Raw genomic sequence first — 11,763 nt, 5'->3', positions numbered from 1 at the left:
CGACCACGACCGGGCCACCGAGACCGCGGACTCCGGCCACCGCGCAGGTGAAGTGTGGCACCCTAACGAACGCGGCCCTTCGATGATCGCGGAGTTCACATACGGATGAAGCAATGGCTGGCCCGACGGGGCATTCACTATCTTTTCCTCCTCTTCTCCGCAGGCCTCGGTGTGGCCGTAGCCGTTGTCTCGGTGTGGGCCGACGGGGCCCAGGGCGCGGACAAGGAACACTGGGCTCTCATAGCCGGCGTATCCGCCTTCGGTGTCGTGCTGATCACCCACTTCGAGAATCGCTCCGTGGAGAAGGCCAAGAAGCGGGCCGAGGATCGCGCCATCCGGGCGGAGGCGGACATGACGATGCTGTACTCGACGACGCTTCGCCCCTTGAGCAACAAGGTCAAAGAGCTGGCCGCGCTGTACGCAACGGCGGCGCCGCTGTCGTCCTCTGTCCCGTCCCAGACGGTCGACGACCTCAAACAAGCGCGTAGGGACATCCTCAACCAAGTCCTGATGGGAGCAGTCACCCTCACCGCTCCGCCGGTGGGTCCGACCTTCATTCCTCGGGCCCGGTGCAGCTTCTACCTCTACGACGCCGCCACCGGCGATTTCACGCTGGAAGGCTCCCTTCCCGGGTACCGGGCTCCCAGGGGAGTCATCGATCCGGTCGGCGCAGCGCACATGAAGAACCACATCCTCGTCGGAAGCGGGAAGACGTTCAGAATCGACGGCACCAGTGTGTCTCAGTCCTACCTGCTTCCCGCTGGCACTGGATACAAAGCCGTGATCGCCGTCCCCGTCATTCACGGAACGGAGAAGATAGGTGTTCTCTCCGTCGACGCGCCCAACCTCTCGGACTTCATCGACCCACATGTCACGCTGATGGAGACACTGGCAGACATTCTCGCGGCTTCCTACGCACTGAAGTAGGGAGGAGGCTTCCGATGGCACAGCGAAACCGGCGCCGCCTACGTAGGCAGTCCGGCGAGCCCCCCATGCCGGACCACATGGAGGGCGTCAGCGACGAGACCTGGGAGTTGCTTCAGGCTCACGAGTACACGCGCCGCGCCGCCCTCGCGGCGGCTCGCCGCCATGTGGAGGCCGAACTGGCTCGGCCACGCGAGGAAACCCTGTCGAACCTGAGCATCACCGCAGTCGCAACGTTCGCGTTCGGCGTCATCGCTGTCGCCCTGTTCAGCATGGGGTTCTGGGGGTGGGGCCTCTTGCCGGCGGCTCTACTGGTGCCGACGTTCGCACTGGCCCTTCTCTTCGCCTGGCGGTTGCTGCGCCCCGAGAATGAGGGTCGTACGTCTGGCCCCGGGCGCAGTGGTAGCGGTGCACCTGGGTGATGGTCGGTACCCGTCGCGCGGAACCACCCGCAGGGCTGCCGTGCTTGGCAACTTCCGCATCCTGCCCAAGGGATGGGTACCGTTCTTAGGGACAGGCCCGAAGGAATGGAGCCCCGATGCCCTGCCGACCACGTCAGCACGACAGGCCCGCCGCGCTCCGGGAAGTGCGCTGATGCTGGAGGAAGCCGAAGAGATCGGGCGCCGGGTACGCCGGGCACGACTGCGTCTAGGGATGCCGCAGGCCGACCTGGCCACAGCCCTGGGGAAGACGCAGGGGTGGGTGTCCAAGATGGAGCGCGGGCAGATTGAGATAGACCGTGTGGGTCTCCTCAACGCTATCGCCGCCGAACTGCACATCCATCCGAACGACCTGACCGGGCGCCCGTATGCGAGCAGTCCGGCCGAGAACCAGTGGCGGGTTGCCGCGACCTCGATTCTGCGCGAGCTGCGTCGCTACGACCTGACCCCGGTGTTCGACGGCATACCTCGGACTTCCGTTGAGCTGTGGCGGGACATGACCCGTCTGCACCGCCTCCGGGATGCGGCGGCCAACTCCGCGATCCTGCGCGTCCTGCCGGACCTGCTCCGCGAGGCCCGAGCACTCGCCGAGGTCTCCACTGGCCACGAGCGGGAAGAGGCGTACGCGGTGTACGCCGTCGCCTGCAAATTCGCCCATACCGCCGCGCATTCCCTCGGTCACCCCGAACTGATCACCATGGCCGCCGAGCGTGCAGCATGGTCCGCCCGTCTGTCTGGCGACCCCGTCATGCCTTCGCTCGCCGACTGGATGCGTGCGTGGGACATGTGGGCGACGGCTGACTGGGCCGACTCGATCGCACTGTCTGACAAGGCCCTCGCGCACCTTCAGAGCGACTACGACGACGGCGACCCGCTCGCCCTTCGCATGTGGGGCTCACTCCAGCTCCGCGCCGCCGTGTCGGCAGCCCGCGCGGGACGGCCGTCCGAGGCCGAGGACCGCATCGGGCATGCCCGTGACGCGGCCAACCGCGTACGCGACTGCCGGGGGCGACCGGTCTACGACCGCCACTCGCTCACGTTCTCACCCGGCAACGTCCAGATCCACGCGATCAGCGTTGCTCTGGAAACCGGCGACCAGACCAGGGCCCTCGCCATAAACCACCGCACAAGCCCCGAGTTGGTCGCCGCACTCCCCAACTCCCGCCAAGGGCACCACCACATGGACCTGGCCCGGGCATGGCTGTGGGACGGCAACCGGAGCAAGGCCCTTGCCGAGTTGGAAACGGCCGAGCGGATCGCCCCCCAGCTGGTACGCAACCACCCGATCGCCCGATCGACCCTGCGGAGCATCGTGTACGCCGAGCGAACCTCGACGCGCGAGAGGTTGCGCCGCATGTCCGATCGGTTCAGTCTGGACGGCTGAGGACCATATTCCTCTGATTCATATTGGGCTCCTGGCGCACTTCTAGCGTCAGTGGCATGACGCAACAGTCAAGCTCCAATCTCTCCTGTCCGGACAACGAGTTAGGGTCGGAGCCCTTCCGCCCACGGCTCGGTGACCTCGCCCGGGACATCGCCCGGGAGGGGCAGATCGGCGTCGTCGTCGCCTTGCCCGGCGAAGGACGACGCACCTATCACCTACGCCCGCCGGGTGGCGGTACGGAGTGGTCCGCCGCTGCCGACGGCACGACACTCGCGCCCGTCCCCGCGAAGATCACTCACGTCACACCTGAGAGCCGGGAGCTGGCCTACGACCAGCGGGCGCAGCAAGGCGCTCTGTCCGTCCGCATCCACTACGAGGACGGCGGAACAACCGAGACCCTGTTCATCCTCACTACCGATCAACTTCATTTGTACGGCAGCCAGTTCACGCGCTTCCATAAGCGCCACGACAAAAACGCCGGGGGCAGCTCGTGAAAGACGGACGGATCGGCGGGGCCGTACAGGCCGCCGAGGACCCCACGCTACGCGCCTACCGACTCTGGTTCGAGCACACCCGCAAGTGCGACCACTGCAAGGGCGTGCGCAAGGCGTCGGACGGCTGCGCGGACGGACGCGAGCTGTGGGGCACGTACCGCCTCGCCTGCATCGGACGGCTGGAGACGAAGGGGGACCCCTCATGACCTGGAAGGTCGAGCGCATCCCCGGGCGTCCCTTGCGCCGCACCGACGACGACCGCCTGATCCTCCCTCTGCGCCTGACTCGCAACAGCGACCAGACGGCCGACACCGAACTGACCCTCACCCCCGCCGAAGCCGAACACCTCCACGCCGCCCTCTGCCGCGCTCTCGACGGCCACCCGGCGCCGCCGTCCGGGCCGGACTGCCGCCAGTCCGTCCAGGTGTCGTCCGGCACGGCGCGCGTCACAGGGCGCACGTAGGGGCGTAGATCTACGTCGGTCCTCGCACAGGGGGCGTGGAACGCGCGCCCCGGGGCGGTCCCACCGCGCCCGGGGCCGCACGCTTGTGTCAGGCCCAGCAGCCGTTGACGGTCGCGGCGAGGCCGTCCATCGCGTCCTTGATGGCGCTGCCGGCGGCCGTGGAGTCGTTCTCCACGAAGGAGAAGACCTTCCACCGGCCGTCCTTGCCCTGGGTCAGCCCGCTCAGTGCGATGGCGCCGGTGAGGGTGCCGGTCTTCGCGTACACCTTGCCCACGGCGCACTGCGAGTTCGCGTCGTCGAAGCGGCCCCACTCCGGGCCGAGGGTGCTGCCTGCCTCGCCCGCGACCGGGAGTCCGTCACGGATCGAGATAAGCAGGGGCTCGTAGCGCTTCTCCGTCAGCAGGTCGAGGATCTCCGCCAGGGTCCGGGCCGGGATGCGGTTGGCACGGGAGAGGCCGCTCCCGTCGTACATCTCGAAGTTCTGCAGCGACACTCCGTACTGCCGGCTCAGCACATCGCGTACGACCGCCGTGCCGCCCTCGAACGTGGCGGGCTGGCCGGCGCCCAGCGCGGTCATCCGCAGCAGGGTCTCGGCGGTGTTGTTGTCGCTGACCTTGATCATGTGGTGGACGATGTCCGACAGGTTCGCGGACGTGTGGCGGGCCACCGGTACGTCGGTGATGCTCGCCGTCCGGCGGGTGATCTCGCCGTCCACGGTGACGCCGTCGGCGGCGAGTTGCTGGGCGAAGACCTGTCCGGCGTCGATCGAGGTGTCGTCGACGCTGTGTCCGTCGACGACGAGGGCGCGGACCGGAGCGACGTCGCCGGGGAAGTAGTCGGGCTTCCAGCCGTTGGCCAGGGTCGGTTCGGGGAAGAGACTGTCGTCCACGGCGACCTTCACGCCGGTGAGGCCCGCGGCCTTGAGCCCGGCCACCGCGTCCTTGGCCATTTCGGCGAGGTCCGCGCTGGTCAGCGTCCGGTCGCCGCCGCCGACGAGGGTGAGGGTGCCGTCGCCGTAGACGACCCTCGTCTTGAACCGGTGGTCCGGGCCGAGCACCGTCAGGGCGGCGGTCGCGGTGGCGAGCTTGGTGTTGGACGCCGGCATCAGCGCGGTGGCGGCGTTGTGGTCCCAGACGGTGCCGTTCGACTCGGCGTCCAGCACCACGCCGCTGACGTTGGTGCCCAGGCGCGCGTCGACGACGCGGGTGTCGAGGTTCGCGGCGATCGCCTGGTCGGCGGTGTCGAGGCCTTCGTTCGTGTCCGGGGCCGTGTCGGGGGCCGTCGCGGTGGTGTTCCCGTCGGCGGCGAAGGCCGAGGGTCCGACGAGGGCCGCCGACGCGACGGGCACGGCCAGAGCCAGGACCAGGGCGCGGCGGGCGCCCGCACCGAGCTGTCTCGGCTTGCGGTGCCCGTGGCGACCACCCGGCGTGAAGGTGGGCGGGACTACGACTTCGGTGCTGTCGTTCATGGGGGGACTTTCCGTGATGTGCGTCGGCGGAAGCACAAGCCGACGCGGTGGGAAGGCAGTTGGCCCCTGGGGCGCGAATGATTTGTACCTCACCAGTGATCCCATGACGTCATGGCCCCGACAGGCAACTCACAAGTAAGAGACGAGGATCACGAGTTGGCACACTCCACGCTCAGACCTTCCGCACGCGACCTTATGAGGGTGGCCCCGACGCCCGTGACCGGGATTCGCGTCCGGCGCTCCGGCGCTCCGGCGCTCCGGCGCTCCGGCGCTCCGGCGCTCCGGCGCTCCAGCAGCTTCAACGTCGATGTCACGCGTCAGGCAGCGGCACGCTCTCGCCCACTGGCGGGTTGAGGCGGGCGAAGCCTTCCTGGCGTTGGTAGGGGAAGTGCGGGTAGGGCGCTGTCCTGGCGCTCGCCGCGTTGAGTCTCGTCAACTGGTCGGGGGTGAGCGTCCAGCCGACGGCACCGAGGTTCTCGCGGAGCTGTTGCTCGTTGCGGGCGCCGATGATGACGGAGGAGACGGTCGGCCGCTGCAGCAGCCAGTTGATGGCGACCTGCGGGATTGTCCTGCCGGTCTCCTGTGCGATCTCTTCGAGGGCGTCGACCACCCGGTAGAGGAGTTCGTCCTCGACCGGGGGGCCGAAGTCCGCGGTGTGGTGCAGTCGGCTACCGGCCGGCAGGGGTTGGCCCCGGCGGATCCTGCCGGTGAGGCGTCCCCAGCCGAGGGGGCTCCAGACGAGGGCGCCGAGTCCCTGGTCCAGCCCGAGCGGCATCAGCTCCCACTCGTAGTCGCGGCCGACGAGGGAGTAGTAGACCTGATGTGCGACATAGCGCGGGTGGCCGTACCTCTCCGCGATCGAGAGGGACTTCATGGCCTGCCATCCGGAGAAGTTGGAGATGCCGACGTAGCGGACCTTTCCCGCTCGTACGAGATCGTCGAGCGTGGACAGGACCTCCTCGATCGGCGTGCCGGCGTCGTAGGCGTGCAGTTGGAACAGGTCGAGGTAGTCGGTGCCGAGCCGGCGCAGGGCGTCCTCGCACGCGGTGATCAGACGCGAACGAGAGGAGCCCGCGTCGCCCGGACCGTCGCCCATCGGCAGGCTGGTCTTGGTGGACACGAGCACCTGGCCCCTGCGGCCTTTGATCGCCTCGCCCAGCACCTCCTCCGAAGCACCGCCGGAGTAGACGTCGGCGGTGTCGAACATGGTGATTCCGGCGTCCAGGCAGATGTCCACGAGACGGCGCGCTTCCCGCGCATCGGTGTTGCCCCAGGCACCGAACAGCGGTCCTTGGCCGCCGAAAGTGCCGGCGCCGAAGCTCAGTTCGGAGACCTTGAGGCCGGATGCACCCAGTCGTCTGTATTCCATGACTGTTTCCCCATCTCGTTGCCCGCGGCCCGCTAATGGCTCTACAGTTCCATTAGTGGCAGTCAGCGGTACGGTAGCAGGCATGCGCCATTAATGAAACTGGAGTCCCTTTATGGAGTTCGAGGGTGTTGACCCGGGGACCGTCCGTCCTGGAGGGCGTACGGCGAGGGTGCGGGCGGCGGTGTTGCGGGCGGCCGGGGACGCCCTGGCCGAGCAGGGCTTCGCCAAGCTGGACCTCGCCGACGTCGCGCGCCGTGCCGAGGTGGGCAAGACCACCGTGTACCGCCGTTGGGGAACGGTGACCGGCCTGGTGGCCGACCTGCTGCTGGACATGGCGGAGCAGTCGCTGCCACGGACCGAGACCGGCTCACTGCTCGGCGACCTCAAGGCAAACGCCCGGCTCGTGCAGAGCACCTTGGCCGACCCTCGGCAAGGATCGCTGTTCAAGGCAGTGATCGCCGCCGCCACCTGCGAGGCGAAGACGGCCGAGGCACTGCACCGCTTCTACGACATCCGCGTCAGGGAGTGGGCCCCCTGCGTCCAGCAAGCTGTCGACCGGGGCGAGGTGCCCGAGGGCACCGATGGCAACGAGGTGATCCGCGCCGTCTCCGCCCCCCTCTACTACCGCCTGCTGACCACCGGCGACCGCCTCGACGAAGCAGCGGCGGACCGAGCCGCCGAGACCGCCGCAGCCGCAGCGCGCGCGGGTAAATTCGTGCGGGGGTGAATAAGGATGAATGGGGATTGATAAGGAACAGTCAGGAGGTCAGCGAGGTCTACTCGCCCCGCTGCTGCGGAATCAGTGCCGCCGCCGGTGCCAGGGACTGGCCGGGCATGTCGTCGCGGAGGAGGTTCTCGGGAATGAGGACCGCCGCGGTGACGCCGCCGTTCGGGGAGTCGCGGAGTTCGACGCGTAGGCCCTGGCGTGCCGCGATGCGGTTCACCACGAACAGGCCGATCTGCTTGGCGTCGAGGAGGTCGACCTTCTCCGAGCGGAGCTTGCGGTTGGCGTCGGCCATCGCGTCCTCTTTCATGCCGAAGCCGCTGTCCTCGACCTCGATGATGACCCCGTCGCTCAACCGGGCCGCGCGCAGCCGCACCTTGGTGCTGGGCGGGGAGAACGACGCCCCGTTCTCGACGAGTTCGGCGAGCAGATGGATGACGTCGGCCACCGAGCCGCCGTTCAGCGACACCCGGGGGACCGGCCAGAGCTCGACGCGGCTCGCGTCCTCGATCTCGGACACCGCCGCGCGCAGGGTGTCCGCCAGTGGGATCGGGTCCCGCCAGCCGCGGCCGGGCGCGATGCCGGAGAGGATGAGAAGGCTCTCGGAGTGGCGGCGCATCCGGGTGGCGAGGTAGTCGACGCGGTACAGCTCGTGCAGCTCGGCGGGGTCGCGCGGGCGCTGCTCCAGCCGGTCGAGGATGTCGAGCTGGCGGTGCAGCAGCACCTGACTGCGGCGGGCGAGGCTGACGTACACGCCGGAGATGCCGCTGAGGAGTTCGGCGCGTTCGGAGGCGGCCTTGAGCGCCGCCCGCTGTACGGCCGTCAACGCGGTGCCCACCTGGGCGAGTTCGTCCCCGGCGAGTCGGCGCAGCGGGGCCTCGGCGTCGATGTCGACGCCCTGCCCGGCGTGCAGCCGCCGCATGGCCTGCGGAAGCCTGCGGCCGGCCACTTCGAGGGCCGAGTTGCGCAGGTCGAGCAGCTCCACGATCAGCCCCCGGCCGACCGACACGGAGACGAGGAGGGACAGCAACACGCCTACGAGGCCCAGGATCACGGCGATTCCGGAGGTGCCGAGCGTGGCCCAGCCGAACGGGTTCGCCTTGGCCGCAGCCGCCGTACCAGCCTCGGTCTCGGCGGTGCCGAGTGCGCGCAGCACACCGCTCGCAGCGTTGTCCCAGCCCCTCAACAGACCGTCGCCGACCGCCGATTCGCCGGCTCCGGCACTGCGTACGCGGTTCTCGGTCTCCACCAGCTGACGGTAACTCCCGCTCTGCAGAAGCTCGTTGTACGCCTTCTGGTGTTCGGGCCGCAGATCGGCGACCGCCGGCTTCAGCAGACCGCGCTGGACGGTGACCGCGCCGACGAACAGCGCGTACTGCTCGCCGGTGAGCTTTCCGGAGGCGGCGCCCGCCGCGAGGAGTGCCTGTTCCTGGGCCACGGCCTCGCGGGCACGGGCGAGTTCGAGGACGACGCGGGCCTCGGAGGCGGTGGTCGTGCCCTTCTCTCCGGTGAGCGCGCCGGTGACGGCGAAGGCGTCCTCGACGAAGCCGGTGTACGCCGTGAACGCCTTGTTCGCGGCGGAGGCGGCGGAGGCCGTGGCGGCGGTCTGCTTCGCGTTGCTGTCGCCGGTGGCCGACGCGCGCAGCGCCGTGAGTCCCTTGACGTCGTCGGTGAGCCTGCCGAGGCGGTCGGGCAGGGCGGAGTTGAGGAGCGTCGCGTCGGAGCTGGTGGAGTTGACACCGTCGAGCAGGGCCTCGGCCGCCTTGTCGGTGGCCACCTGGGTCCGGGTCAGGACGTCCGAGTCGCCGGCCCCGGGGTCGCCGGCGTAGCGGGCGGCGACGGTGCGCTCGGTCTGTATCGCGGTGACGAAGTCGGCGACCGGGGCGAGCAGTTCGGAGTTGACCTCCTTGGCCCGTTCGGCGTCACCGATGGTGGAAGCGGTGGTGACCGCCGCGAAGCTCCACAGAGCCATGAGGGAGACGACGGGCAGCATCAGCAGGGCGACGATCTTCGCCCGGACGGATCTGGGGCGCAGCCGTTCGGATGTGCGAGCCATGCTCATGGGGAACCTCGATGTTCTTGGTGGTTCTTGGTGCTTTTCGGCCTGTCCGGGGAGTGAGGACGAGCGCGTTCAGCGCGAAAGGGGGGTCTTGGGGGGGGCGAATCAGGCGGTGGACAGCTCGACCTCGCGGAGCAGCTCCGCCGCGATCGCCGACTCCGCCCGCTGCCCAGTGGGCGACAGCGCGACATACGCCGACGCCAGGAACAGGAACGACCCGAGCAGTACGGCCAGCGGGAACAGGAACTCCGTGGACGTGGCCCCCGGCAGCTCCGCGCTGCTGGGCGCGAGTGTGACCTTGACCGCGAACATCGCGGTGTAGTGCATGCTGCTCACCGCGAGGCCCATGACCAGCGCGGCGATCGTCGCCAGCACGGGCCCGCGCACGATGAGCGTGAGGGTCAGCGCGGCGGTGGCAGCGACGACGGCGATCGCGACGGAGGCTACGACGAGCAGCGGGTCGTACGAGATGTCGCCGTGCAGGTTGAGCGCGTACATGCCGGCGTAGTGCATGGCGGCGACGCCGAGACCGGTGCCGAGGCCGCCGAGGATCACCGACCTGACGCGGGAGCGGCCGTACCCGGCGGTGAAGACACCGGCGGCGACGACGGTGATCGCGGTGACGAGGCTGACGATGGTCAGCGGGACGTCGTAGCGGATGGGGGTGCCCTCGACGCTGAAGCCCATCATCGCGACGAAGTGCATGGTCCAGATGCCGGACCCGATCGCGAACGAGGCCAGCGTCAGCCAGTTCCGCTTGGAGGAGCCGTCGGAGTCCAACGCCCTCACCGTGCAGCGCAGTCCGAGTGCCGAGCCCAGACAGGCCATGGCGTAGGAGAGAACGGGGGTGACCCATCCGGCACTGAAGTGGTCCATGTGGCCCATGGGGAGTTCCTCTCGCCCGGGCGCGGGCAGGGGGCCGCGCCCGGGTAGTACCGCAGGTGAGCGGGGATCACGGATGCCGTGATCAGGGATGTCGTGACAAGGCGGACGCCACGATCAAGCGGACGCCATGGTCAGGCGGACGGCCTGACCAGGCGAAGGGCGTGTTCAGGCGGACTTGCCGTCGGCGACAGCCGTGCGGACCTCGCCGAGGAGGTCGTACATCGTCTGGCCGGGGCAGTCGGTCGACAGCCAGTCGCGGTGGCCGCTGATCGCGTTGACGTCCTTCGTGACGCCGTTGACCGGGTTCACATAGGTCAACTTGGCTTGCGGGTCCAGGCCCTTGAAGCGGGCGATCACCTTGATCAGGCGGATCAGCGACGCCTTGGCCGCGTCCGTCGGCGGCTGGTCGACCAGCGTGCCGATGAGGGCGATACCGAGGTTGCCGGAGTTGAAGCCGCCGGTGTGGAAGGCGGTGACGAGCTTGCCGTCCTTGTCGAAGGCCGGGATGAGGTCGTCGCCGGAGTAGCGGCCCTCGTAGACGTCGCCCGCCTCGTCGATGAGGAAGTGGTAGCCGATGTCGCCCCAGTCGAGGGTGATCGCGTGGTACTCGTAGATGCCGCGCACGGTCGACGCCGGGTCGGGGTCGGCGTTCGGGGTGTCGGTGTGGTGGACGGTGACCGTCTGGAACGGGTAGTACACCTCGGGCGAGTTGACCTTGCCGTCCTTGTACCGCTTCGACTCGTCGGCCCCCCACGCCGGTCGCGACAGGTACTGCACCCCGCGCACCCGGGTCGGCTCGGTCGGCACCCGGAAGGTCTTGCCGGCCCCGCCGGTCGTGTCGATCGCCAGCGACAGCGCCCCGCCCGCGCTCGCCCCGTCGGGCAGCTTCAGCTCGTACGCGGTGGCGTCCCCCGCCGCCACCAGCGCCGTGCCGCCGTCCTCGACGGTCGCGCAACCGCCGCTCAGCTCCTGCCACTTGCCGGGCGCGGAGGCACCGTCCGCGAACCTGATCCCGGCGCCGTCCGCCGCACCGCCCCAGCGCACACCGACGTACGAGATAGCGAAGGCCGCCTTGGCCTCGGTGGTGCCGGTGGCGGCCTCGGTACGGGTGGCCGGGAACTTCTGCGGCTCGGTGCCGTCGGTGCCGGACGAGCTGACCGTCGTACCGGACGCGGAGTCCTCGCCGTTGGTGGCCGCGAAGACCACCGGGGTCAGCGCGCCGCCGACGGCGACAGCGCCCGCGGCGCCGATCACGCCGCGCCGGGTGAGGGGAACCTTCCGGCGGTGGGAGGGAGAGGGTGAAGGAGTGGAGGAGGGAGAGGAGGGGGGAGGTACGGACACGGAGATGCCTTCCGGAAGTGCTGGGGCAGTTGGCAACTCAAGGGGGACCCCACGCCATCGCGCGCACCCAGGGGACTCGTGAGAGGCGACGAGCCCTGCGACGGACGGCGAGTGCTTGAAGTTGAAAAGACCCTACGTGTCACGTCCGCCCCACCTGCGCTCCCTCAGGCCAAGGAACGGTGAATTCCCTGTGGAGGTCGGAAAAATGGGTT

General features: G+C 69.1%; 12 protein-coding genes. 7 read left to right on the top strand and 5 right to left on the bottom strand.

Translation table 11 applies throughout. The features are described from left to right. Positions 1-105 precede the first annotated feature (105 nt). The 6 genes from OG241_RS33810 to OG241_RS33785 all read left to right on the top strand — a co-directional run bounded on the left by OG241_RS33810 (position 106) and on the right by OG241_RS33785 (position 3,705). Positions 106-927 carry a GAF domain-containing protein gene (locus tag OG241_RS33810; RefSeq protein WP_405820755.1) on the top strand — a complete coding sequence of 274 codons (822 nt, stop codon included), beginning with the start codon at positions 106-108 and terminating at the stop codon, positions 925-927. A gap of 14 nt (positions 928-941) precedes the next feature. Beyond that, positions 942-1,346 carry a hypothetical protein gene (locus tag OG241_RS33805; RefSeq protein WP_405820754.1) on the top strand — a complete coding sequence of 135 codons (405 nt, stop codon included), beginning with the start codon at positions 942-944 and terminating at the stop codon, positions 1,344-1,346. Between the two features lie 172 nt (positions 1,347-1,518). Then, complete coding sequence (locus OG241_RS33800; RefSeq protein WP_405820753.1) at positions 1,519-2,748, top strand: helix-turn-helix domain-containing protein; 1,230 nt, start codon at positions 1,519-1,521, stop codon at positions 2,746-2,748. 56 nt (positions 2,749-2,804) lie between these two features. Continuing rightward, positions 2,805-3,242, top strand: a complete 438-nt coding sequence (locus OG241_RS33795) for a hypothetical protein (RefSeq protein WP_405820751.1) — start codon at positions 2,805-2,807, stop codon at positions 3,240-3,242. After that, positions 3,239-3,448 carry a hypothetical protein gene (locus OG241_RS33790; protein ID WP_405820749.1) on the top strand — a complete coding sequence of 70 codons (210 nt, stop codon included), beginning with the start codon at positions 3,239-3,241 and terminating at the stop codon, positions 3,446-3,448. The genes OG241_RS33795 and OG241_RS33790 overlap by 4 nt, the downstream gene beginning before the upstream one ends. After that, complete coding sequence (locus tag OG241_RS33785; RefSeq protein ID WP_405820747.1) at positions 3,445-3,705, top strand: hypothetical protein; 261 nt, start codon at positions 3,445-3,447, stop codon at positions 3,703-3,705. The genes OG241_RS33790 and OG241_RS33785 overlap by 4 nt, the downstream gene beginning before the upstream one ends. Positions 3,706-3,793: 88 nt before the next feature. On the opposite strand, the gene dacB is transcribed toward OG241_RS33785, so the two are convergent. Then, positions 3,794-5,173 carry a D-alanyl-D-alanine carboxypeptidase/D-alanyl-D-alanine-endopeptidase gene (gene dacB, locus OG241_RS33780; RefSeq protein WP_405820745.1) on the bottom strand — a complete coding sequence of 460 codons (1,380 nt, stop codon included), beginning with the start codon at positions 5,171-5,173 and terminating at the stop codon, positions 3,794-3,796. Positions 5,174-5,483: 310 nt separating this feature from the next. Continuing rightward, on the bottom strand, positions 5,484-6,542 hold the full coding sequence (locus OG241_RS33775; RefSeq protein WP_405820744.1) for an aldo/keto reductase: 1,059 nt from the start codon (positions 6,540-6,542) through the stop codon (positions 5,484-5,486). 112 nt (positions 6,543-6,654) lie between these two features. Here OG241_RS33775 and OG241_RS33770 point away from each other — a divergent pair, with 112 nt between their 5' ends. Then, a complete protein-coding gene (locus OG241_RS33770) occupies positions 6,655-7,269 on the top strand; it encodes a TetR/AcrR family transcriptional regulator (RefSeq protein WP_405820742.1) in 615 nt (204 codons plus the stop codon). 49 nt (positions 7,270-7,318) lie between these two features. On the opposite strand, the gene OG241_RS33765 is transcribed toward OG241_RS33770, so the two are convergent. From OG241_RS33765 to OG241_RS33755, 3 genes are all read right to left on the bottom strand, one after another. Further along, positions 7,319-9,322 carry a nitrate- and nitrite sensing domain-containing protein gene (locus OG241_RS33765; RefSeq protein ID WP_405820740.1) on the bottom strand — a complete coding sequence of 668 codons (2,004 nt, stop codon included), beginning with the start codon at positions 9,320-9,322 and terminating at the stop codon, positions 7,319-7,321. Positions 9,323-9,430: 108 nt separating this feature from the next. Next, a complete protein-coding gene (locus tag OG241_RS33760; protein WP_405820739.1) occupies positions 9,431-10,210 on the bottom strand; it encodes an MHYT domain-containing protein in 780 nt (259 codons plus the stop codon). 165 nt (positions 10,211-10,375) lie between these two features. Beyond that, entirely contained in the window at positions 10,376-11,464 is a 1,089-nt protein-coding gene (locus tag OG241_RS33755; protein WP_405820737.1) for an N-acetylmuramoyl-L-alanine amidase, read from the bottom strand. Positions 11,465-11,763 lie beyond the last annotated feature (299 nt).

The sequence above is a fragment of the Streptomyces sp. NBC_01390 genome (assembly GCF_045040105.1).
Lineage (GTDB): Bacteria > Actinomycetota > Actinomycetes > Streptomycetales > Streptomycetaceae > Streptomyces.
Note: the sequence above shows the minus strand (reverse complement) of the source record. Positions and strands in the feature narration are given on the sequence as shown.

Coding starts and splice junctions, on each gene's coding strand:
- OG241_RS33810 (WP_405820755.1), top strand. CDS start 106: ATGAAGCAATGGCTGGCCCGACGGGGCATTCACTATCTTTTCCTCCTC.
- OG241_RS33805 (WP_405820754.1), top strand. CDS start 942: ATGGCACAGCGAAACCGGCGCCGCCTACGTAGGCAGTCCGGCGAGCCC.
- OG241_RS33800 (WP_405820753.1), top strand. CDS start 1,519: ATGCTGGAGGAAGCCGAAGAGATCGGGCGCCGGGTACGCCGGGCACGA.
- OG241_RS33795 (WP_405820751.1), top strand. CDS start 2,805: ATGACGCAACAGTCAAGCTCCAATCTCTCCTGTCCGGACAACGAGTTA.
- OG241_RS33785 (WP_405820747.1), top strand. CDS start 3,445: ATGACCTGGAAGGTCGAGCGCATCCCCGGGCGTCCCTTGCGCCGCACC.
- dacB (WP_405820745.1), bottom strand. CDS start 5,173: ATGAACGACAGCACCGAAGTCGTAGTCCCGCCCACCTTCACGCCGGGT.
- OG241_RS33775 (WP_405820744.1), bottom strand. CDS start 6,542: ATGGAATACAGACGACTGGGTGCATCCGGCCTCAAGGTCTCCGAACTG.
- OG241_RS33770 (WP_405820742.1), top strand. CDS start 6,655: ATGGAGTTCGAGGGTGTTGACCCGGGGACCGTCCGTCCTGGAGGGCGT.
- OG241_RS33765 (WP_405820740.1), bottom strand. CDS start 9,322: ATGGCTCGCACATCCGAACGGCTGCGCCCCAGATCCGTCCGGGCGAAG.
- OG241_RS33760 (WP_405820739.1), bottom strand. CDS start 10,210: ATGGGCCACATGGACCACTTCAGTGCCGGATGGGTCACCCCCGTTCTC.